16 protein-coding genes, 3 tRNA genes and 4 pseudogenes are annotated in these 21,787 nt (G+C 42.0%); 12 read left to right on the plus strand and 11 right to left on the minus strand.

The window, feature by feature from the left end; translation table 11 throughout:
* Positions 1–194: 194 nt before the first annotated feature.
* Positions 195–1,636: pseudogene (gene gltX, locus C3Z13_RS07570) on the plus strand (glutamate--tRNA ligase).
* Positions 1,637–1,730: 94 nt separating this feature from the next.
* A tRNA-Ala gene (locus C3Z13_RS07575) sits at positions 1,731–1,806 on the plus strand.
* A gap of 133 nt (positions 1,807–1,939) precedes the next feature.
* Here the strand turns inward: C3Z13_RS07575 and C3Z13_RS07580 are convergent.
* From C3Z13_RS07580 to C3Z13_RS07590, 3 genes are read right to left on the minus strand one after another with little or no spacing between them, the layout of a single operon-like run.
* The gene (locus C3Z13_RS07580; RefSeq protein ID WP_219827903.1) at positions 1,940–2,905 is read right to left on the minus strand and encodes an ABC transporter ATP-binding protein; all 966 of its coding nucleotides are present in this window, start codon (positions 2,903–2,905) and stop codon (positions 1,940–1,942) included.
* 2 nt (positions 2,906–2,907) lie between these two features.
* Positions 2,908–4,563 carry an ABC transporter permease gene (locus C3Z13_RS07585; protein ID WP_103855520.1) on the minus strand — a complete coding sequence of 552 codons (1,656 nt, stop codon included), beginning with the start codon at positions 4,561–4,563 and terminating at the stop codon, positions 2,908–2,910.
* A 57-nt stretch (positions 4,564–4,620) separates the two neighbouring features.
* Complete coding sequence (locus C3Z13_RS07590) at positions 4,621–5,631, minus strand: Fe(3+) ABC transporter substrate-binding protein (protein ID WP_103855521.1); 1,011 nt, start codon at positions 5,629–5,631, stop codon at positions 4,621–4,623.
* 340 nt (positions 5,632–5,971) lie between these two features.
* On the opposite strand from C3Z13_RS07590, the gene C3Z13_RS07595 reads away from it, so the two are divergent.
* Together C3Z13_RS07595 and groL are read left to right on the plus strand one after the other, a co-directional pair.
* Positions 5,972–6,262 carry a co-chaperone GroES gene (locus C3Z13_RS07595; RefSeq protein ID WP_017806817.1) on the plus strand — a complete coding sequence of 97 codons (291 nt, stop codon included), beginning with the start codon at positions 5,972–5,974 and terminating at the stop codon, positions 6,260–6,262.
* A 78-nt stretch (positions 6,263–6,340) separates the two neighbouring features.
* A pseudogene (gene groL / locus C3Z13_RS07600) lies at positions 6,341–7,983 on the plus strand (chaperonin GroEL).
* A 262-nt stretch (positions 7,984–8,245) separates the two neighbouring features.
* Here groL and C3Z13_RS07605 read toward each other — a convergent pair.
* A tRNA-Arg gene (locus tag C3Z13_RS07605) sits at positions 8,246–8,322 on the minus strand.
* A gap of 30 nt (positions 8,323–8,352) precedes the next feature.
* Positions 8,353–8,429, minus strand: a tRNA-Pro gene (locus C3Z13_RS07610).
* 165 nt (positions 8,430–8,594) lie between these two features.
* Between C3Z13_RS07610 and folD the strand changes: the two genes are divergently transcribed.
* Positions 8,595–9,428 carry a bifunctional methylenetetrahydrofolate dehydrogenase/methenyltetrahydrofolate cyclohydrolase FolD gene (folD, locus tag C3Z13_RS07615; protein ID WP_103855522.1) on the plus strand — a complete coding sequence of 278 codons (834 nt, stop codon included), beginning with the start codon at positions 8,595–8,597 and terminating at the stop codon, positions 9,426–9,428.
* A gap of 331 nt (positions 9,429–9,759) precedes the next feature.
* Here folD and C3Z13_RS12345 read toward each other — a convergent pair whose 3' ends face one another.
* The 6 genes and pseudogenes from C3Z13_RS12345 to leuA all read right to left on the minus strand — a co-directional run bounded on the left by C3Z13_RS12345 (position 9,760) and on the right by leuA (position 15,819).
* Positions 9,760–9,918 (minus strand): hypothetical protein, encoded by a 159-nt coding sequence (locus C3Z13_RS12345; RefSeq protein WP_245872590.1) that lies wholly within the window; start codon positions 9,916–9,918, stop codon positions 9,760–9,762.
* Positions 9,888–10,652 carry an O-antigen ligase family protein gene (locus tag C3Z13_RS12350; RefSeq protein ID WP_245872591.1) on the minus strand — a complete coding sequence of 255 codons (765 nt, stop codon included), beginning with the start codon at positions 10,650–10,652 and terminating at the stop codon, positions 9,888–9,890. The genes C3Z13_RS12345 and C3Z13_RS12350 overlap by 31 nt, the downstream gene beginning before the upstream one ends.
* A 214-nt stretch (positions 10,653–10,866) precedes the next feature.
* Positions 10,867–11,469, minus strand: a complete 603-nt coding sequence (gene leuD, locus C3Z13_RS07625; protein WP_103855523.1) for a 3-isopropylmalate dehydratase small subunit — start codon at positions 11,467–11,469, stop codon at positions 10,867–10,869.
* 9 nt (positions 11,470–11,478) lie between these two features.
* A complete protein-coding gene (leuC, locus tag C3Z13_RS07630) occupies positions 11,479–12,888 on the minus strand; it encodes a 3-isopropylmalate dehydratase large subunit (RefSeq protein WP_103855524.1) in 1,410 nt (469 codons plus the stop codon).
* A gap of 287 nt (positions 12,889–13,175) precedes the next feature.
* Positions 13,176–14,252 carry a 3-isopropylmalate dehydrogenase gene (leuB, locus tag C3Z13_RS07635; RefSeq protein ID WP_103855525.1) on the minus strand — a complete coding sequence of 359 codons (1,077 nt, stop codon included), beginning with the start codon at positions 14,250–14,252 and terminating at the stop codon, positions 13,176–13,178.
* Positions 14,253–14,263: 11 nt separating this feature from the next.
* Positions 14,264–15,819 (minus strand): annotated as a pseudogene (leuA, locus tag C3Z13_RS07640) (2-isopropylmalate synthase).
* A gap of 530 nt (positions 15,820–16,349) precedes the next feature.
* Here leuA and ccmA point away from each other — a divergent pair.
* From ccmA to C3Z13_RS07675, 7 genes and pseudogenes are all read left to right on the plus strand, one after another.
* The gene (ccmA, locus tag C3Z13_RS07645) at positions 16,350–17,000 is read left to right on the plus strand and encodes a cytochrome c biogenesis heme-transporting ATPase CcmA (protein WP_103855526.1); all 651 of its coding nucleotides are present in this window, start codon (positions 16,350–16,352) and stop codon (positions 16,998–17,000) included.
* Positions 17,001–17,043: 43 nt separating this feature from the next.
* Entirely contained in the window at positions 17,044–17,709 is a 666-nt protein-coding gene (gene ccmB, locus C3Z13_RS07650) for a heme exporter protein CcmB (protein WP_103855527.1), read from the plus strand.
* 39 nt (positions 17,710–17,748) lie between these two features.
* Complete coding sequence (locus tag C3Z13_RS07655; protein WP_103855528.1) at positions 17,749–18,492, plus strand: heme ABC transporter permease; 744 nt, start codon at positions 17,749–17,751, stop codon at positions 18,490–18,492.
* 83 nt (positions 18,493–18,575) lie between these two features.
* Positions 18,576–18,779, plus strand: coding sequence for a heme exporter protein CcmD (gene ccmD, locus C3Z13_RS07660; protein ID WP_103855529.1), 204 nt, complete (start codon positions 18,576–18,578; stop codon positions 18,777–18,779).
* Positions 18,776–19,292 (plus strand): annotated as a pseudogene (gene ccmE / locus C3Z13_RS07665) (cytochrome c maturation protein CcmE). The gene ccmD and the pseudogene ccmE overlap by 4 nt, the downstream one beginning before the upstream one ends.
* On the plus strand, positions 19,292–21,250 hold the full coding sequence (locus tag C3Z13_RS07670) for a heme lyase CcmF/NrfE family subunit (RefSeq protein ID WP_103855530.1): 1,959 nt from the start codon (positions 19,292–19,294) through the stop codon (positions 21,248–21,250). Before ccmE ends, C3Z13_RS07670 begins: the two are co-directional and overlap by 1 nt.
* 10 nt (positions 21,251–21,260) lie before the next feature.
* On the plus strand, positions 21,261–21,787 hold a 527-nt coding region (locus tag C3Z13_RS07675), incomplete at its 3' end, for a DsbE family thiol:disulfide interchange protein (RefSeq protein WP_103855531.1).

Here is a 21,787-nt window from a genome sequence, read left to right on the forward strand (position 1 = left end):
CAACTGAGCTAATCGCCCTTGTGTTGTGGGTTGGCATTATAAGTGTTCTCAAAACACAGTCAATAAGTTTTTGCATATTTTTGTTTAAGTGTTGTAAAAATAAACATAAACTTGCTTTTTTTATCGTGAATTAGATGAACTCATAGTACAATACCGCCGATTTAATTTTACTGTAAACAAAGGTTATAAATAAAATGAAAGCAGAACCGCTATTTAATTTAGATCCGTCCGTGAAAGTTCGTACTCGCTTTGCGCCTAGCCCAACAGGCTATTTGCACGTTGGCGGTGCAAGAACCGCATTATATTCTTGGCTATTTGCAAAACATAACCAAGGTGAATTTGTATTACGCATTGAAGATACTGATTTAGAACGTTCTACGCCAGAAGCCACGCAAGCGATTTTAGAAGGAATGGAATGGCTTAACTTAGCTTGGGATCACGGCCCTTATTACCAAACGAAACGTTTTGATCGTTATAATCAAGTAATTGATCAAATGCTTGAACAGGGCTTGGCTTATCGTTGTTATTGCTCCAAAGAGCGTTTAGAAAATTTAGCAATGAGCAAGAAAAAAATAAAGAAAAACCACGTTATGATGGTTATTGCTTACATCACGCGCCTGAGAATCCAGATGCTCCTCACGTTGTGCGTTTCAAAAACCCACAAGAAGGTTCCGTGGTATTTGATGATGCCGTGCGTGGACGCATTGAGATCAGCAACAGCGAGCTTGATGATTTAATTATTCGCCGTACTGATGGTTCACCAACATATAACTTCTGCGTAGTGATTGACGACTGGGATATGGGCATTACGCACGTTGTACGCGGTGAAGATCATATCAATAATACTCCTCGTCAAATTAATATTTTGAAGGCGTTAAATGCGCCAATTCCGACTTATGCACACGTTTCAATGATCCTAGGTGATGACGGACAGAAATTGTCTAAACGCCACGGTGCAGTGAGCGTAATGCAATATCGCGATGATGGCTTTCTCCCTGAAGCCTTGCTCAACTATTTAGTACGCTTAGGTTGGGGACACGGCGATCAAGAGATTTTCTCCGTAGAAGAAATGATCAAGTTGTTTGAATTAACTCAGGTAAGCAAATCTGCCAGCGCATTTAACACAGAAAAATTGTTATGGTTAAACCATCATTATATTCGTGAATTACCGCCTGAATATGTGGCTAAACACCTTGCCTGGCATTATCAGCACCAAGGCATTGACACTAGCAATGGGCCAGCATTAAGCGAGATTGTTGTAATGCTTGGTGAACGCTGTAAGACGTTAAAAGAAATGGCAACTGCAAGCCGTTACTTTTTTGAAGATTTTGATCATTTTGACGAAAGTGCGGTGAAAAAACACTTTAAATCTGGAGCGGTTGAAGCACTTGAAAAAGTCAAAGAAAAATTGACCGCACTTTCTCAATGGGCGGCTGAGCCAATTCACCAAGCTATTGAACAAACAGCAGAAGAACTCGGCGTAGGAATGGGCAAAGTAGGTATGCCATTGCGTGTTGCGGTAACAGGCGCAGGGCAATCTCCATCAATGGACGTTACCCTAGTTGGCATCGGGCGCGAGCGCTCCCTCGCCCGCATTCAAAAAGCGATTGATTTTATCAAGGCACAAAACGCCTAATATAAAGCGCTTAATATTTAATCTAGCGAATGAATGCAGTGAATTTAATATTGACAGCATTCATTCTGCTAATTATTATAAGCGACACATTTACGGGGATATAGCTCAGTTGGGAGAGCGCTTGAATGGCATTCAAGAGGTCGTCGGTTCGATCCCGATTATCTCCACCAGATTTTAAAGCCTTGAAAGAAATTTCAAGGCTTTTACTTTTTATAGCCTATATAACATTCCAATTTTCAACGCATTATTTTTCAGCAAAGATTACCCCACTTTCTTTCTCATATAATACTTGAACCCTCGCACCTAGGGCAAAGATTGTTTGCTTGTAATGATGAGTTCTAAGCCAGTCATTTCCACTTGATATTTATAATAAGCGCCTAGAAAACGTTGTTGGCGAATAATGCCATTGGCTTGTATTGGGGCATCTGGCACGCATAATTGTAGTTGTTCGGGGCGGATTGCGAGATAACTCGGTGCTTGTTGTGATTGATGGGTGGAACACAAATGCACGCCAAGTATCGATTGGCAATGCTGATCATCAATAGGCTGGCAAGGCAGATAATTCATTTCCCCCAAAAAGTTGGCGACAAAAGGGCAGTTTGGCTGTTGGTAAACCGCGCTTGGCGCGCCGATTTGGCAGATTTTCCCTTGGTTCATTACCGCTAATTTATCCGCAAAGAGAAAGGCTTCTTCTTTGCTATGGGTAACGAAAATGGCGGGAATATGCTGTTGTTTTAGAATATGGCGAATTTCTTCGATCATTTGATGGCGAACTTGGCTATCAATGTTAGAAAAAGGTTCATCAAGCAATAATAATTTGGGCTGACAAGCTAGCGCGCGGGCAATGGCAACGCGCTGTTGCTGGCCGCCCGAAAGCTCGTGGGGATAGCGTTTTTCCAACCCTTGTAAATGCACAAGTGCGGTCATTTTTTGTAAGGTTTTTGTTTGCTCGCTTTTATTTATTTGATGCAAACCAAATAGAATATTTTCCGCCACGGTTAAATGGGGGAAAAGCGCATAATCTTGAAAGATCAGCCCTATTTCTCGCTCATTCGCCTCAAGATGTTGGATTTCTTTGTCTTGCAAACGAATATTACCTGCACTTAGCGGAATTAATCCTGCAACGGCTTTGAGCAAGGTGGTTTTTCCGCAGCCACTTGCACCGAGCAAACACACAATATCATCATTTTCTATGGATAAATTAAGATCTTGCAAAATGGGCTGATTGTTATAGCAGCAGGTTAAATGGGTAATATCTAAGGTATTCATTATTAAGCTTTTTTCCCTGATTGCAGTAAAGAACGAGTTAAAATCAACACGGGAATAATCCCCACTAAAATAAGCACTAAGGCGGGCAAAGCGGCGCGTTCAAGCTGTTCATCTGAAGTAAAGGTGAAAACGTGGGTGGCGAGCGTATCAAAATTAAACGGACGCAACAATAAAGACGCATTGAGTTCTTTCATACTTTCAATAAAAACCAGCAATAATGCAGTGAAAATGCCTTTGCGCATTAGGGGTAAGTGGATTTTGCGCCAAATTCCCCCAGATTTATAGCCTAACATTCTGCCTGCCATATCTAAAGACGGCGGAATTTGGCTCAAGCTAGTTTCTAAGCTACCCAAAGCCATTGCTGAAAAGCGGATCACATAAGCGGACACCAAGGCGAAAATTGAGCCTGAAAACACCAAGCCCAGCATTGGCAAATCAAGCCATTTTAACAAGCGGTTAAGTTGATGATCGGCAAAGGTAAAAGGAATTAACAAGCCGATTGCCAGAACTGTTCCGGGAATAGCGTAACCTAGCGCAGAAAAGCGCACGGCTATTTTTGCCAAAGGTGTTGGGCGTAACCTTGCCCAAAAGTGCATTAATAACGCTAAGCATACGCAGATGATCATTGCTAGCCCAGAAACTAGCAAGCTGTTTTGGCTATATTGCCAGAAATCTGCTGTCCACGCTTGTTCAAAATAGATAATTGACCAATAACTCAGCTGAAAGAGCGGGATAAAAAATGCAAGAATAATTAACAGTGTGCTGAATAACAATAATCCCCAGCCTAGTCCATTGAGCCGTTGGGTTTGCGCAGGACGCTGTCCTGAACGTTGATAATAGCGCTGCTGGCGGCGTGCATAACGCTCAATGCTGATAAATAGCACTAACAACCCGAGCATAAACAGAGAAATCTGCGCTGCGGCTTGCAAATCGCCAAAGCCAAGCCAAGTGTCGTAAATCGCCGTAGTGAGTGAAGGAATGGCAAAAAACGCTACCGTGCCAAAATCGCCCAAGGTTTCCATTGCCACCAAAGCACAACCCACCGCAATAGCTGGTCGGATAAGGGCAAAGGTAATTTTGTAAAACACACGCCAGCGGCTTGCGCCCAACAGTTTTGCGCTTTGCTGTAAATTGTCGCCTTGCTCCATCAACGCCATTCTGACTAATAAGAAAATATAAGGATACAACGACAGCGCCAAAATAAAGCAAGCGCCGCCTAGACTGCGAATGGAAGGAAACCAATAATCTTGCTTGCTTTGCCAATCAAACCAAGTGCGTAAACTTTGTTGCACGATGCCGGGATAGTCTAAAAAATCCGTGTAAAGATAGGCAGATAAATACGCAGGAATGGCAAGGGGCAGGCAAAGTAACCATTGCAACAGCGTTTTGCCAACAAAATGATAACGCGACACCAAAAATGCGCAGGGCAAGGCAAAGCATAAACTGAGCGCAGTTGTGCCGAATACCAAGCTTAGAGAATTGAATAAATAGTCGGTAAACACCGTTTGCCATAAATGTTGCAAACTGTGCAACGAGCCTTCAAACGCCGAAAACAACAAGGCGATAATCGGCAGCAAGAAGAACCCCAATACCGCCAATAATGCGATAAGTGCGGTGCTTTTTGCGAAAAAATTTTTATGTTTTGCGGAATTATCCATAATCAAAATAAAACTAGCCTATCCCTGATGGGTATAGGCTAGCATAGATTGGATCTATTACAGATCAAATTTTACTTCATCGATTAATTTCAACGCATTTTCATAGTTTTCTGCGATTTTTTCTAATGGCAGATTATCTTGTTTAAATTCACCCCAAGATTGCACCAATTTAGATTTTTGTACAGACGGTTTTACTGGATATTCGTGGTTCAATTCAGCATAAAGATGCTGTGCTTTATCGCCACTTAAAAATTCCACTAATTTCACCGCATTGTCTTTATTTGGGGCATATTTCGCGATCACCACACCGCTAATATTCATATGTGTTCCCACGGTTTCTTGGTTTGGATAGTTGATGTAAGCCGCTTCCGCCCAGCTTTTTTGTTTTTCATCTTCAAGCATTTTGCCGTAATAATAGCTATTGCCTAATGAATAATCGCACACGCCTTCTTTAATGGCCTTCACTTGATCACGGTCGCCACCCTGTGGTTTTTGTGCCAAGTTCGCTTTTAATCCTGTTAAGAAATCTTTGGCTTTTTCTACGCCATCGTGAGCAATCATTGAGGCAATTAACGAAACATTGTAAGAATGTTTGCCTGAACGCACACACACTTTGCCTTTCAACTCAGGTTTGGCTAAATCATAGTAAGTGAAGCTTGCTGGCAATTTACCCACGCGATCTTTCGATGAATACACCACGCGCGCGCGACTGGTTAGCGCAAACCATTTGCCTTGGCTATCACGGAATTGTGCGGGAATGTTGCTATCTAACACCTTGGATTGAATAGGCTGTGCTAAGCCCGCATTCACAATTTCCATCACACGGCTAATGTCCACGGTTAATAGTACATCAGCCGGGCTAAGCTCACCTTCACGTTTTACCCGCTCAACTAAGCCTTTATCGGCAAAAATAAAATTCACTTTCACGCCCGTTTCTTGCTCAAATTGTTTCAAGATAGGTTCGATCAAATAAGGTTGGCGATAAGAATAGACATTCACTTCGTTGGCGGCGAAAGCAGGCGCTGCAAACGTGGTTAATAAGGCCAAAGCAGATACTGTTTTTTTCATTGCACGTTCTCCGTGGTAAAAGTTGGTAATTGGTTAAAATCTCTGCGTTTTTGCACCGCACTTTGCGTAGAAAATAGAATTTCTCCTTTTGAATTCAGTGAAAAACGCCTGTTAAATTTAGCTGAAACTTTTTAGCCAAGCTTTGTTTTAGCTAGCATTGACTTTACCGAAAAAAATACGACAAGTAAATAAAAATTATTCTCATCTTTATCTCAAAAGTGCGGGCTTTTTTACCTATTTTTACAAAAAATTTTTTGCTATTCTCTTGAAAGGAAAAAATCCTGCCCCATATTGAAGATACTTTTTTGTTTTAAAACCTCAACTTAAGAAGGAAATTACAATGAATATTCGTCCATTACACGATCGTGTGATCATCAAACGTGAAGAAGTGGAAACCCTTTCTGCTGGCGGAATTGTTTTAACTGGTTCTGCGGCGACTAAATCAACCCGTGCAAAAGTGCTTGCAGTGGGTAAAGGGCGCATTTTAGAAAATGGTACCGTGTTGCCTTTAGATGTAAAAGTTGGCGACACCATTATCTTCAATGATGGCTATGGCGTGAAAGCGGAAAAAATTGATGGCGAAGAAGTGTTAATCATTTCTGAAAGCGATATTTTAGCTATCGTAGAATAATCTCAAATCAATCATCAAAAAGTGCGGTTATTTTTCACCGCACTTTTAGCAAAATTAATTATTAAGAAGGAATAAAAAATGGCAGCAAAAGACGTTAAATTTGGCAATGATGCTCGCGTAAAAATGCTTAACGGTGTAAACATTCTTGCAGACGCAGTGAAAGTCACCCTTGGCCCGAAAGGTCGTAATGTAATTTTAGACAAAGCCTTTGGCGCACCAACGATCACGAAAGACGGCGTATCCGTTGCGCGTGAAATCGAATTAGAAGATAAATTCGAAAATATGGGCGCACAAATGGTGAAAGAAGTGGCCTCTAAAGCCAATGATGCTGCAGGGGACGGTACAACAACAGCAACCGTATTAGCCCAAGCTATCGTAAATGAAGGTTTAAAAGCCGTGGCTGCGGGAATGAACCCGATGGATTTAAAACGCGGTATCGACAAAGCCGTAAGTGCAGTCGTGGCGGAGTTAAAAAACCTCTCTAAACCGTGCGAAAGCTCAAAAGAAATTGAGCAAGTGGGAACAATCTCAGCTAACTCAGACAACGTTGTAGGTAAATTAATCGCCGAAGCAATGGAAAAAGTGGGCAAAGAAGGCGTGATCACCGTAGAAGACGGCACAGGTTTAGAAGATGAATTGGCAGTGGTTGAAGGTATGCAATTCGATCGTGGTTACCTTTCACCTTATTTCATCAACAAACCAGAATCTGCAACTGTAGAATTTGACAATCCGTTCATTCTTTTAGTGGACAAAAAAATCTCTAACATTCGTGAATTATTGCCAGTGTTAGAAGCCGTTGCGAAAGCAGGTAAACCATTGTTAATTATCGCTGAAGATGTGGAAGGCGAAGCCCTTGCGACCTTGGTGGTGAACACAATGCGTGGTATCGTGAAAGTGGCTGCGGTAAAAGCACCAGGCTTTGGTGATCGCCGTAAAGCAATGTTACAAGATATTGCGATTTTAACTGCGGGTACTGTGATTTCTGAAGAAATCGGTATGGAGTTAGAAAAAGCAACTTTAGAAGATTTAGGCCAAGCAAAACGTGTTGTGATCAACAAAGACAACACAACTATTATTGATGGCGTGGGCGAAGAAGCGCAAATCAAAGACCGTGTTGCACAAATTCGTCAACAAATTGAAGAAAGCACTTCAGATTACGACCAAGAAAAATTACAAGAACGCGTGGCAAAATTAGCGGGCGGCGTGGCTGTAATTAAAGTGGGTGCGGCAACTGAAGTTGAAATGAAAGAGAAAAAAGATCGCGTTGAAGATGCTTTACACGCAACTCGTGCAGCTGTGGAAGAAGGTATCGTAGCTGGTGGTGGTGTTGCCTTAATCCGTGCGGCAACTAAAGTTGCAGCAAGCTTAAAAGGCGATAATGAAGAGCAAAATGTGGGTATTAAACTTGCCTTGCGTGCAATGGAAGCGCCATTACGCCAAATCGTTACCAACGCTGGGGAAGAAGCCTCTGTGGTGGCAAGTGCGGTGAAATCGGGTGAAGGAAACTTCGGTTACAACGCTGGTTCTGAGCAATATGGCGATATGTTGGAAATGGGTATCCTTGACCCAACAAAGTAACCCGCTCAGCCCTTCAATTCGCCGCTTCTATCGCTGGATTGATGATTACCACTGAAGCGATGGTAACCGAAATTCCAAAAGAAGATAAAGTAGACCTAGGCGCTGGTATGGGCGGTATGGGTGGAATGGGCGGTATGATGTAATTCGTCCCAACTTCTCATTTTTAAAGTGCGGTGGAAATTTTTCTGATTTTTAGATTTCTATTGCACAACTCCCCGTAGTTTTAGCTACGGGGATTTTTTTATCATTGGAATAATACGTTAGAAAAAAATCATCAGCATAAAAGAAGAACAAGTTAGAAAATGAGTTACGATTGCTTGTTTTGTCAAAAGTGCGGATATGTTTTTAGAAAAATAAATACAAAATAAGAATAAATAAAAGTTTGTTAATAAGAAATGATTATAATGGCACGCCCTATTGGATTCGAACCAATGACCTACGGCTTAGAAGGCCGTTGCTCTATCCAGCTGAGCTAAGGGCGCATTTCAAATGGATATAGATAAAAAAAGAAGTGGTCGGCGAGATAGGATTTGAACCTACGACCCACTGGTCCCAAACCAGTTGCGCTACCAAGCTGCGCTACTCGCCGACAGATGTGTAGCATTATAAGTAGCTTTCATTTATCAGTCAATGAATTTTTTCTATTTTTTATTTAATCGCTCAAAATTATCTCAATTAGGCTTACATTGGAATGTTTTTTTTGAGAAAATAGCAAACGTTTACTTTCTCAGTATTTCATTTTAAGGAAAATGTAATGACGGCACAAATCATCTCTGGCACAGCTCTCTCTAAAGAAATCAAATCAGAAATTGTTGAAAAAATTCAACAATATACCCAACAAGGCAAACGTGCGCCAGGGTTAGCGGTCATTTTAGTTGGCGCCGATCCTGCCTCGCAAGTTTATGTTGCCAGCAAACGCAAAAGCTGCGAAGAAATAGGAATGTTTTCTAAGTCTTATGATTTGCCTGAAAGTACATCGGAACAAGAATTGCTTGCTTTAATTGATGAGCTAAATGCAGATCCACTAATTGATGGTATTTTAGTTCAGCTGCCTTTACCTGCTCATATTAATAGCACTTCTGTTATTGAACGTATTTCACCGAACAAAGATGTAGATGGCTTCCACCCATATAATGTGGGCCGCTTATGTCAGCGTATTCCTACACTGCGTGCTTGTACTCCTTACGGTGTCATTAAACTGTTAGAAACCACAGGTATTGATTTTTATGGTCAGCACGCCGTGATTGTAGGAGCGTCCAACATTGTAGGGCGTCCAATGGCGTTAGAGCTATTACTTGCAGGCTGTACTGTTACGGTAACACATCGTTTCACAAAAGATTTAGAACACCACGTGAAACAAGCGGATATTCTAGTGGTTGCCGTAGGAAAGCCACAATTTATCCCCGGCGAATGGATTAAAGAAGGCGCAGTGGTGATTGATGTAGGAATTAACCGTGTGGACGGCAAACTTTCTGGTGATGTGGAATTTGACAAAGCAAAAGAAAGAGCAGGTTACATCACCCCAGTACCAGGAGGGGTTGGCCCAATGACGGTTGCGATGTTAATGTTTAATACATTGTATGCTTAATGAAAAGCATTTAGTCGATAATAAATAAAAATACCAGAAAAATCACCGACTTTTAAAAATAATGCCCAGTAATAGGGCATTATTTTTATGTCTTAATTTTTATTCTTTACCACTTTAATGGCAGCATAAAAAATCACAATCAAAAAGAAATAGAAAATATTTCCTGAATTATGGCTAAAGAAACTTTGTGAGAAATTATAAAACATTGTAGATGTAACGTGAATGATCCCCAAACTAGAAAGGCATAATAGTTCTGGATTATCTGTTTTTAAGTTACTAATAAAAAAGCGTAAAGGAACAATAAAAACAAATAATAAGGCTATAAGTCCAATTAGCCCTTTTTTACTGTATCATCAATAAATTGATTATGATTATGCACGAAACTTGCTGCATACTCACTAATAATGCCTTCTTTTGCAAGCTCTTGCTTTTTATCATAAATACCTTGTTTTCCCCAACCTAAAATAGGTTTTCTTGAATAGCAATCCAAGAAGCTTTCCACATATCGAAACGGGCACCAACAGAAGTAGAAGTGTTTTCGCTACTCACATATTGCGTAATATCTGCTTTAGCCGCATTGATGCGATCAATAATGCCTCCTGTGTTGGTGAGAGAAACAATAACAACAAATGTTGAAATTGTAGAAAATAGGATAGGAAAGAAATATTTAGGCAGTTTCTTGCGATAAATATATAAGGTAAATGCCAATATAAATGGTACGCCAATCCAGCCACCACGAGCGGTAGATAAAATGCTTCCTAATACTCCCATTAAGGCACAGAATAATACGAGTAGAGCAAATTTCTTATTTTTATTTGTCCAAAAATATAAGCTAATACAAATTGAAAATACACCTAAACTCATAGCCATATCACCGCCTTGAATATGCATAACATTGCTATATGCTTGTTCATACCCAAGATAAAAACGCTGAATAAGTGCAATAATTCCAGCTAATAGGGCAGAGAAAGGGATAACTTTTATTAAAATATGAAAGCTAAGTTTGTAATTAACTAATAATGGAATGATTGGTAAGAATAGTAAAATGCGACTAGGATTATCTAATTCGTTTAATTTTCCGTGATGGAATAATACAGAAAATGCAAGTGTTGCAAAGTAGAAAAAATAACTGAAAGCTAATGTCTTTTGTTCGTTATTAAATTTAAAGATATTTTTTCTTTCTTTACTTGTTATAAAAAGGATAAGTGTCGCTAAAATGAGCAAGGCGGGTGCTATGTTATAGCTACGCTTAAAAAGAAAATATTGATAAAAAATAAATTGAAACAGCAGTGTTTACAAATAAATAACTAAAAGAATAACGTTTATTAAGCATAAATCATAACCCAAATGAAAAATTCTGGATTTAAGTATGCGTGAAAATGGTTAAGATTGCTAGTGCTGCGGTAAAAATTAGGCTGACGTTGTATCAGCCTTAAGTTTATCTCAAAAACGCAGGAATATTTTTCTCGTATTCTGCAATGGCGTTTTCGTGTTGCAGGGTGAGGCCGATGTTGTCTAAGCCGTTTAATAGGCAGTGGCGGCGGAATTCGTCTAGTTCAAAGGGATAGACTTTTTCGCCTACGGTGACGGTCATTTTTTCTAAATCCACATCAATGGTTTTCCCTTGATTTTCAGCCACCCATTGGAAGATTTCTTCCACTTCTTCTTCGCTTAAACGGATTGGCAACATATGATTATTTAGGCTGTTGTTGTAGAAAATATCCGCAAAGCTCGGGGCGATCATCACTTTGAAGCCATAATCAGCCAATGCCCAAGGGGCGTGTTCACGGGAAGAACCACAGCCAAGATTTTTGCGTGCCAATAAAATGCTTGCCCCTTGATATTGCGGGTAGTTCAGCACAAAATCAGGATTCGGCTGTTTGCCCTCTGCATCAAGATAACGCCATTCGTGGAATAAGTGTTTGCCAAAGCCAACTCGCGTGATGGCTTGCAAAAATTGTTTTGGGATAATGGCATCGGTATCTACATTTGCCACATCTAAAGGCACGACAATGCCTGAATGTTGTTTAAAGCCTGCCATAATTTCTCCTTAATATAATTCCACTTGGCGAATATCAACAAATTTACCAAACACCGCTGCCGCCGCAGCCATTGCTGGGCTCACAAGATGAGTGCGACCATTGCGCCCTTGACGACCTTCAAAGTTACGGTTGCTGGTGGAAGCACAACGTTCCCATTCGCCTAATTGGTCATCATTCATTCCTAAACACATTGAACAACCAGGGTTACGCCATTCAGCCCCTGCTTCGATAAAGATTTTATCTAAGCCCTCTTTTTCGGCCTGTTCTTTTACAAGACCAGATCCCGGAACCACCAACACGCGTTTTACGTTATCAGCAACTTTACGCCCTTTCATCACCGCGGCAGCAGCGCGTAAGTCTTCAATACGCGAGTTAGTGCAAGAGCCTATAAAAACTTGATCAACGGGGATTTGAGTTAAATCCGCATTAGCTTCTAACCCAATATAAGCTAAGGCTTTTTCAGCAGAAGCACGAACCACAGGATCATTCATTTCTGCGGGATTTGGCACGGTTTGATCAATGCCGATCACTTGCCCTGGGTTTGTTCCCCAAGTTACTTGTGGTGAAATATCTTTCGCGTCTAATACGATCACCGTATCAAATTCTGCGCCCTCATCGGTTTTCAAGGTTTTCCAATACGCCACTGCCTCGTCCCAATCTTTGCCTTTCGGGGCATAAGGGCGGTCTTTCAAGTATTCAAAAGTCGTTTCATCTGGTGCGATTAATCCTGCTTTTGCACCAAGTTCAATGGCCATATTGCAGACGGTCATTCTTCCTTCCATAGAAAGATCACGAATGGCTTCACCGCAAAATTCTACAACGTGTCCTGTGCCACCTGCCATTGTGGTTTTGCCAATAATAGCAAGCACGATGTCTTTTGCCGTAATTCCTGGGGCAACTTTGCCACGCACTTCAATTTTCATATTTTTCGCACGGCTTTGTTTTAAAGTCTGGGTGGCTAAAACGTGTTCCACTTCAGATGTGCCGATACCAAATGCCAATGCCCCAAATGCCCCGTGGGTAGCAGTGTGTGAATCCCCACAGACGATAGTCATTCCCGGTAAGGTTAAACCTTGCTCTGGCCCCATAACGTGAACGATACCTTGTTGCTTGGTGTTCATATCGAACAATTCAATCCCTGTATTGGCACAGTTTTTGGCAAGTTCTAATACTTGGATTTTGGCTTGTCCTTCTAATTTATTCACATCACGCACTTGCGTTGAAATGCTGTGATCCATTGTACCGAAAGTTTTACCCACTTGACGCACTTGGCGATTGGCAACACGCAATCCGTCAAAGGCTTGCGGGCTGGTTACTTCGTGAATTAAATGGCGATTGATGTATAAAATCGGTGTTTCGCCTTCTGATTCGTAAACGATGTGAGCATCGAATAATTTGTCGTATAGGGTTTTTTTCATATTTATTACTCGTTTTGTGAACCTACTTTTTTGCTTGTGCAAAAAAGTAGGCAAAAAAGCACACCCTGCTGTTTTGCTTTTCCTCGCTTAGAATGAATTTTCTTAACGGAAAATTTATAACTCGGCACTTTGTGCCTCAGACAAACTAAATTTTCCTAAAAATTCATTCACACTCGGGCAAAACAGAAGGGAACCCGAAGGTGCGCTATTCTTATTTTGGTTAAATTAAAAGAGAGTGAGTATCTCATTTTCCCCTCTTTGATAAAGAGGGGGCTAAGGGGAGATTTTTAAATCTCAGCCACAATAAGATCACCCATCTCTTTCGTTGAAACAGGCGCACTTTCATCTGCAAGATCTGCGGTGCGGTAGCCATTTTCTAGCACTTTTTTCACCGCACTTTCTATTGCGGTGGCGGCGTCATTGAGATCAAAGCTATAACGCAACATCATTGCGGCGGAAAGAATTTGTGCGATTGGGTTGGCGATGCCTTTGCCGGCGATGTCTGGGGCTGAGCCTCCTGCAGGTTCGTATAAACCGAAACCTTGTTCGTTTAGGCTGGCGGAAGGAAGCATTCCCATTGATCCCGTGATCATTGCACATTCATCAGAGATGATGTCGCCGAAAATATTTGAGCAGAGCAACACATCAAAAAATTCAGGTTGTTTGATTAATTGCATCGTGGCGTTATCAATATAGATATGATCCAATCTCACTTCAGGATAGTCTTTTGCCACTTCTTCCACTACATCACGCCATAGGGTAGAGCTGATCAATACGTTGGCTTTATCCACTGAAGTAACGTGTTTAGTGCGTTTCATTGCGGTTTCAAAGGCCACTTTGGCGATACGCTCAATTTCATAGCGGTGATAGATTTCCGTATCATAGGCTTTTTCGTTTTTCCCTTCGCCCTCACGACCTTTAGGCTGACCGAAATAGATCCCGCCGGTTAATTCACGCACCGTTACCATATCAAAGCCTTTCGCCGCAATATCTGCACGCAATGGGCAGAATTTTTCTAATCCTTTGTATAGAGTTGCAGGGCGTAAATTACAAAATAGAGCAAAGTGTTTACGCAATGGTAATAATGCGCCGCGTTCAGGTTGTTGATTTGGCGGTAAGTTTTCCCATTTAGGCCCTCCCACTGAACCAAATAAAATTGCATCACTTTCTTCGCAGCCTTTTAAGGTTTCTGCTGGCAATGGCGTGCCGTGTTTATCAATGGCGATACCGCCCACATCAAAATGGCGAAAGTTAAGCTGAAAGCCATATTTTTGCTGTACAGCATCAAGCACTTTGATGGCTTCAGCCATAATTTCTGGGCCAATGCCATCGCCACTTAATACGGCGACATTATAATTTTTCATCACATCACTCCTTAATTGATTGCATTTTTGCTTAATTTTAAATTTTCTACTTTATGCGAGCGGTAGATCGCATTAATGGCGTGGATAAGCGCACGGGCTGAAGATTCCACAATATCCGTTGCCAAACCCACACCGTGGAAACGGCGTCCTTTATGTTCCACCACAATATCCACTTGCCCAAGCGCTTCAGCCCCTTCCCCTTTCGCAGTTAAGTTATAGTTCAACATTTTTAAATCAATATTGGTGATTTTCAAGATAGCGTTAAACACTGCGTCCACAGGGCCATTACCGCCGCTGGATACTTGGCTTAATTTCTCGCCATCCAATTCCACTTGCACGAAAGCGGAAGCAGGCAAATGGCTAATCATTTGCGAGGTGATTACATCAAGGGTTAAGCGATCTTCATCACCCTGTTGCTTGCATATCAATAAAGGCAAGGGCTTCTAAATCGTAGTCAAAGACTTGCCCTTTTTTGTCCGCTAATTTCAAGAAAGCTTCGTATAATTTATCCAAATCATACTCATTTTCTTGATAACCCATTGAATCCATATGGTTTTTCACTGCAGCACGGCCAGAACGTGCAGTCAAATTCAATTTTTCTTTCTTCAAGCCAATGGTTTCTGGCGACATAATTTCATAGGTGTTTTTATTTTTCACCATACCGTCTTGGTGAATGCCCGAAGAATGGGCGAAAGCATTCGATCCAACAATAGCTTTATTTGGCTGAATTGGCATATTACATAATTGGCTAACCATTTGGCTGACGCGGTGGATTTCTTGCGTATTAATGCGCGTATCCACGCCAAACAAGGCTTGACGTGTTTTAATCGCCATTACCACTTCTTCCAAAGCGGTGTTACCTGCACGCTCACCAATACCATTTACCGTACATTCAATTTGTCGCGCGCCATTTTGCACCGCAGTTAAAGAATTTGCCGTTGCCATACCCAAATCGTTGTGGCAATGCACAGAAATCACCGCTTTATCAATATTCGGCACGCGGTTCATTACATTGGCGATAATATTGCCATATTCCATTGGCAAGCAATAACCCACGGTATCAGGAATATTCACTGTGGTTGCCCCTGCTTTAATGGCAGCTTCCACAATACGACAAATATTATCAATGCCCGTACGCCCTGCATCTTCGCAAGAAAATTCTACATCATCGGTATAACGGCGCGCGCGTTTTACGGCGTTAATCGCCATTTCTACCACATCATCAAACGTGCGGCGTAATTTAGCTTCAACGTGCAAGGCAGAAGTGGCAATGAAAGTATGAATACGAAAGGCTTCTGCCACTTTTAACGCTTCTGCCGCCACATCAATATCTTTATCTACTGCGCGCGATAAGGCACACACTCGGCTATTTTTAATGTTTTCCGCAATGGTACGGACGGATTCAAAACCCCGCGGAAGACACAGGAAAACCCACTTCCATTACGTCCACACCAAGACGTTCAAGGGCAAAAGCGATTTGTAATTTTTCTTTTACTGTCAAACTGGCTTTCAACGCTTGTTCACCATCGCGTAAGGTGGTGTCAAAGATAATCACTTGATCTTGCATAATCTGTCCTTTCATTTTGAAGATATAAAAAAACCCGCCTAAAAAGTGCGGGTCAAATTTGGGAAGTTTTTACCTTGGTGTTTTTCATCCACAAGCTAGCCGCACAAAAACTGTGAGAGAAGCAGGTGGAGTGAGAGTAAAACACGAGTAAACATAAAACATAATCCTTCTTGAAAACGAGTTTTATCTTACTAATTAAAAATAAACTGTCAAACAAAATTTTAGCATTTTTATCCAAGGTAAACGATTTACAAGAATTTGAGATAGATTAATAAACTATTATTTTGTGGATAAAAAGATAAATATTTTGAGTTAGGTAAAAGGTTTACTTTTTATACCGCACTTTTTTAGAAATGGCGTGGATAAAATTTATTACATTTTTTTCTCAAAACGGCAAAAAGCAATTTTTGCGTTAAATCAATAACCACCTATAAATACTACAAAAGAGTTAGTTTTTCTTTTGTGGAATAACTACGCTCACCTATGCCCTTGTGATAAAATCACTGCACTTTTCCTTATAGGTGAATTTTATGTCAATAATCAATCAATTACAGCTCGAACAAATTGCCTGCCAGCGTGGCGATAAAACCCTGTTTACGGATTTATCGCTCACTTGGCAAAGTGGTGATTTTGTGCAGATTGAAGGACATAACGGCATTGGCAAAACCAGCTTGTTACGCATTTTAGTTGGCCTTGCGCCACCTTTGGCAGGGCAAGTGTGTTGGAATGGGCAGGCGATCAAACAATGCCGCGAAGATTATTATTACCAACTGTTGTATTTAGGCCATCACGCAGGCATTAAGCCAGAGCTAACCCCTTGGGAAAATTTGAAATTTTATCAAGCCATTAGCCAATGTCAGCAAGGGGAAGAGGCGCTTTGGCAAGCATTGGAAAAAGTGGGATTGATTGGGCGCGAAGACGTTATTTCTGGGCAACTTTCTGCAGGGCAACAACGGCGAATTGCTCTTGCGCGTCTATGGCTTTCCCAAGCGCCATTATGGATTTTAGATGAGCCTTTTACCTCCATTGACAAAAATGGCGTACGCATTTTAACGCGTTTATTTGAACAGCAAGTGGAAAAAGGCGGAATGGTGATTTTAACCAGCCACCAAGAAATTCCAAGCGAACAATTACAAGTGTTAGATTTAGAGAAATATAAATTTTATTCACACCGCGAATAGCTTCATCATAGATAAAGTGCGGTGCAAAATTAGAGAATTTTTTATGCAGATATTTGCGCAAATCATCAAACGGGAATTATGCATTGCGATGCGAAAACAAACGGAGATTCTCAATCCGTTATGGTTCTTTTTGATTATTATCACCCTGTTTCCGTTAGTGATTGGCCCTGAACCAAAATTGCTGGCAGAAATCGCCCCCGGGGTGGCTTGGGTAGCGGCATTGCTTTCCGCGTTGCTTTCTTTTGAACGTTTGTTTCGCGATGATTTTATTGACGGATCGCTGGAGCAATTAATGCTCAGCTCTCAACATTTAGCCTTAACCGCCTTAGCGAAAGTGGTAGCGCATTGGTTATTAACCGGCTTGCCGCTTATTTTGCTTTCACCCATTGCGGCGTTGTTGCTTTCCCTCGACAGCCATTTATGGTGGGCGTTGGTGCTAACCTTGTTGCTTGGCACGCCAATTTTAAGCTGCCTTGGCGCGATTGGCGTGGCGCTCACTGTTGGGCTGCGCAAAGGCGGCGTGTTGCTGAGTTTATTAGTGTTACCCCTATTTATTCCAGTGTTGATTTTTTCTGCGTCCGTCCTTGAAGCAGCAGCACTTGCCTTGCCTTATAACGGGCAACTTGCTATTTTGGGCGCAATGTTATGTGCGGCACTGACCTTATCGCCTTTTGCCATTGCGGGGGCATTACGAATTAGCCTTGAATAAGGCACAAGTTTTTATTTTTGATTAAAGGAAAGATTGATTATGTGGAAATGGCTTCACCCTTATGCCAAATCAGAAACCCAATACCATTTATGCGGAAAATTTATTCCTTGGTTTGTGGTGCTTTCAACCTTATTAATTGGCTCCGCCTTAGTTTGGGGCTTGGCCTATGCGCCAGCAGATTATCAGCAAGGCAACAGCTTTCGCATTATGTATATCCACGTTCCAGCGGCGATTTGGTCAATGAGCATTTATGTTTCAATGGCGATTGCGGGTGTGATTGGTTTGGTGTGGCAAATTCGCCAAGCTCATCTTTCTATCATCGCAATGGCGCCGATCGGCACGGTATTCACCTTTATCGCCTTGGCAACAGGTGCAATTTGGGGCAAACCAATGTGGGGAACTTGGTGGGTGTGGGACGCGCGACTTACCGCATCATTAATCTTATTTTTCTTATATTTAGGCGTGATTGCGCTGTATTCTGCTTTCCAAGATCGCACAACAGGAATGAAAGCGGCAGCGATTTTATCCATCGTCGGTGTGATCAATATTCCAATTATTCACTTTTCAGTGGAATGGTGGAACACCTTGCACCAAGGGGCGAGTATCACGAAGTTTGAAAAGCCGTCCATCGCCACGCCAATGTTAATTCCATTAATTTTATCGATTTTCGGTTTTATGGCCTTAACCATTTGCTTAACCTTAGTGCGTTATCGTTTAGCGTTATTAAATGATGAGAAAAAACGCCCTTGGGTGAAAGCGTTAGTCAGTCAGCAAAAAATTTAACCAATTTGCACCGCACTTTCGTTTTCGTAAAAATAAAGTGCGGTGGTTTTTTCAAGAATTTTTAATTTTATAAGGATAAGATGATGTTTTTTGAATCTGTGAGTGATTTTCTGAATATGGGGGGCTACGGTTTTTACGTTTGGCTTTCTTATGGCGTTTCTTTCTTAGCCATTGCGGGTTTGATCTTGCAAGGCGTAATGAGCAAGAAAAAACTTATAAATGAAATTAAGCGCGAACAACAACGCGCGCAATATGAACAAAACCGCAGAACAGGAGAAAGCCTATGAATCCAAGACGTAAATCGCGCTTAACCATTGTGTTATTTGTGTTAATTGGCGTGGCGGTGGCGTCATCACTGGTGCTGTATGCGTTGCGTCAAAATATTGATTTATTTTACACCCCAACGGAAGTGATCTACGGTAAAAATGACGATGCGGAAACTAAACCGAAAGTAGGGCAGCGTATCCGTGTGGGCGGAATGGTGGTGGCAGGCACGGTGAAACGTGATGACAAAAGCCTGAAAGTAGTGTTTGATCTTAACGATATTGGGCCTTCGATCACCGTGGAATATGAAGGCATTTTGCCCGATTTATTCCGTGAAGGGCAGGGCATTGTGGCACAAGGCGTGCTAAAAACACCAACGTTGTTGGAAGCAAGTGAAGTGTTAGCGAAACACGATGAAAATTATGTGCCGCCAGAATTAAGGCGAGCAAATGAAAAAAGTGCATAAACCAATGGGTATTTCAGATTTAACGGGCGAAAGCGAGCGTGATCGTCAAGAAAAACAAGAAGGTAAATAATGATCGCAGAATTAGGAAACTATGCGTTAGCCTTGAGTTTGGGCGTTTCCCTGCTGTTGGCGTTTTTCCCTTTATATGGCGCAGAAAAAAATAACGCGCAGCTAATGGCATTGGCGCGCCCAATGACTTATGGGCTATTTTTCAGCCTAACTTTAGCTTTTGCCAGTTTATTTTATTTATTCGCCACCAACGATTTTTCCGTGCAATATGTGGTGAATAATTCCAATACCAACTTGCCGTTGGCTTACCGCTCATCCGCCGTGTGGGGTTCGCACGAAGGATCGCTATTGCTATGGATTTGGTTGCTCACCTTATGGAGTGCAGCAGTCGCCTTTTTCAGTAAGCCGTTACCGCAAGAAGCGGTCGCGCGCGTGCTGGGGGTAATGGGCGTGATTACCATTGGTTTCTTAATTTTCGTCTTATTCACCTCCAATCCTTTTGATCGCACATTTCCTGATTTCCCTGTGGAAGGGCGAGAGTTAAATCCGCTGCTGCAAGATGTCGGCTTGATTTTCCACCCACCGCTACTTTATATGGGCTATGTAGGTTTTTCCGTAGCATTTGCCTTTTCCATTGCGTCATTAATGACAGGCAAACTAGACACTGCCTGGGCAAGATGGTCGCGCCCTTGGACAATGGCGGCTTGGGTTTTCTTAACTTTAGGGATTGTTCTTGGCTCTTGGTGGGCGTATTACGAACTCGGCTGGGGCGGCTGGTGGTTCTGGGACCCAGTTGAAAACGCGTCACTAATGCCTTGGTTGGCAGGAACGGCATTATTACATTCTCTTGCGGTAACCGAAAAGCGTGGCTCGTTTAAAGCTTGGACAGTATTGCTTGCGATTTTAGCCTTTTCCCTTTGTTTGCTCGGCACATTCCTTGTGCGCTCAGGTATTTTGGTTTCTGTTCACGCTTTTGCGTCCGATCCAACTCGTGGGCTTTATATTTTGGCTTATTTGATCGTGGTGATTGGCGGTTCGCTTACCCTGTATGCCTACAAAGGCAACCGTATTCGCTCAAGAGATAATGCCGAGCGTTATTCCCGTGAAACCATGTTATTGCTCAATAATATTTTATTAATGACCGCACTTGCGGTGGTCTTTTTAGGCACATTATTGCCTTTGGTGCATAAACAACTTGGCTTGGGCAGCATTTCGATTGGCGCGCCGTTCTTCGATCAAATGTTCCTATACATTATGATCCCGTTTGCCTTATTACTTGGCATTGGGCCTTTGGTGAAATGGCGCAGAGATCAATTTTCTGCCATTAGAACGCCAGTGATTATCAGCCTAATTTTGATGCTAATTGCTGGCTTTGTACTGCCTTATTGGTTACAAGATCGCATCACCGCAACCTCCGTGCTTGGCGTGATGATGTCGGTGATTATCACTGTATTGGCATTATACGAATTACAACAGCGCGCCACGCACCGCCACAATTTCTTTGTGGGGCTAAGCAAACTTTCTCGTTCCCATTGGGGAATGGTGTTGGCGCATCTTGGTGTAGCGATGACCGTTTGGGGCATTGCCTTTAGCCAAAACTACAGCATTGAACGTGATGTGCGAATGAACGTAGGCGACAGCATTGATATTGCGGGTTATGATTTCAAATTCCAAGGCATTAGTGATGCCAATGGCCCGAATTATCTCGGCGGCAAAGCGGAAATTGAAATCAGCAAAAACGGCAAATACGAAACCACATTGTATGCTGAAAAACGTTTTTATACCGTGAGTAAAATGTCAATGACAGAAGCGGCGATTGACTGGGGCTTTAGTCGCGATCTTTATGTGGCCTTAGGCGAAAGCCTTGGCAATGGTGCGTGGGCATTGCGTTTATACTACAAACCGTTTATCCGTTGGATTTGGTTCGGCGGCGTATTTATGGCGTTAGGTGGCTTGCTCTGTATGCTTGACAGACGCTACCGTTTCAAACAGTTATTAACCAAAGCTCAAACAGAATAAGAAGGTCGTGATGAATAAAAAATATGCTATTCCTTTGATTTTATTTTTAGCGCTAACCATCGCCTTTTTCGTGCAATTACAACGCAATTCCAACGGTGATGATCCTAAAGCCTTGGAAAGTGCTTTAGTGGGCAAGCCCGTGCCAGCAGCAACTTTGCAAGATCTGTTTGAGAATAAAACGCACGATCAAGGCATTTTCCAACAAGGTAAACCGATCTTATTGAATGTGTGGGCGACTTGGTGTCCCACTTGCTATGCGGAGCATCAATATTTGAATCAGCTCCATTCACAAGGGGTAACCATTATCGGTGTGGATTACAAAGACAAAACGGACAAAGCCATTAAATGGCTGAAAGATTTGGGCAATCCTTATCAGCTTGTGATTAAAGATGAAAAAGGATCGTTCGGGCTAGATCTCGGGGTTTATGGTGCACCAGAAACCTTCATTATTGATGGCAAAGGTATCATTCATTATCGCTATGCAGGGGACGTGAACGAAAAAGTATGGCAAAGCACCTTGCAGCCGATTTATCAAAA

The sequence above is a fragment of the Avibacterium endocarditidis genome, assembly GCF_002921145.1.
Taxonomy (GTDB): Bacteria; Pseudomonadota; Gammaproteobacteria; order Enterobacterales; family Pasteurellaceae; genus Avibacterium; species Avibacterium endocarditidis.

What these genes read in the sequence shown, in the direction of transcription:
- ccmA (WP_103855526.1), top strand. Translation starts at nt 16,350, where the DNA reads ATGTCAATAATCAATCAATTACAGCTCGAACAAATTGCCTGCCAGCGT.
- C3Z13_RS07590 (WP_103855521.1), bottom strand. Translation starts at nt 5,631, where the DNA reads ATGAAAAAAACAGTATCTGCTTTGGCCTTATTAACCACGTTTGCAGCG.
- C3Z13_RS07580 (WP_219827903.1), bottom strand. Translation starts at nt 2,905, where the DNA reads ATGAATACCTTAGATATTACCCATTTAACCTGCTGCTATAACAATCAG.
- leuC (WP_103855524.1), bottom strand. Translation starts at nt 12,888, where the DNA reads ATGAAAAAAACCCTATACGACAAATTATTCGATGCTCACATCGTTTAC.
- ccmD (WP_103855529.1), top strand. Translation starts at nt 18,576, where the DNA reads ATGTTTTTTGAATCTGTGAGTGATTTTCTGAATATGGGGGGCTACGGT.
- C3Z13_RS07585 (WP_103855520.1), bottom strand. Translation starts at nt 4,563, where the DNA reads ATGGATAATTCCGCAAAACATAAAAATTTTTTCGCAAAAAGCACCGCA.
- C3Z13_RS07655 (WP_103855528.1), top strand. Translation starts at nt 17,749, where the DNA reads ATGTGGAAATGGCTTCACCCTTATGCCAAATCAGAAACCCAATACCAT.
- C3Z13_RS07595 (WP_017806817.1), top strand. Translation starts at nt 5,972, where the DNA reads ATGAATATTCGTCCATTACACGATCGTGTGATCATCAAACGTGAAGAA.
- folD (WP_103855522.1), top strand. Translation starts at nt 8,595, where the DNA reads ATGACGGCACAAATCATCTCTGGCACAGCTCTCTCTAAAGAAATCAAA.
- leuD (WP_103855523.1), bottom strand. Translation starts at nt 11,469, where the DNA reads ATGGCAGGCTTTAAACAACATTCAGGCATTGTCGTGCCTTTAGATGTG.
- ccmB (WP_103855527.1), top strand. Translation starts at nt 17,044, where the DNA reads ATGCAGATATTTGCGCAAATCATCAAACGGGAATTATGCATTGCGATG.
- leuB (WP_103855525.1), bottom strand. Translation starts at nt 14,252, where the DNA reads ATGAAAAATTATAATGTCGCCGTATTAAGTGGCGATGGCATTGGCCCA.
- C3Z13_RS07670 (WP_103855530.1), top strand. Translation starts at nt 19,292, where the DNA reads ATGATCGCAGAATTAGGAAACTATGCGTTAGCCTTGAGTTTGGGCGTT.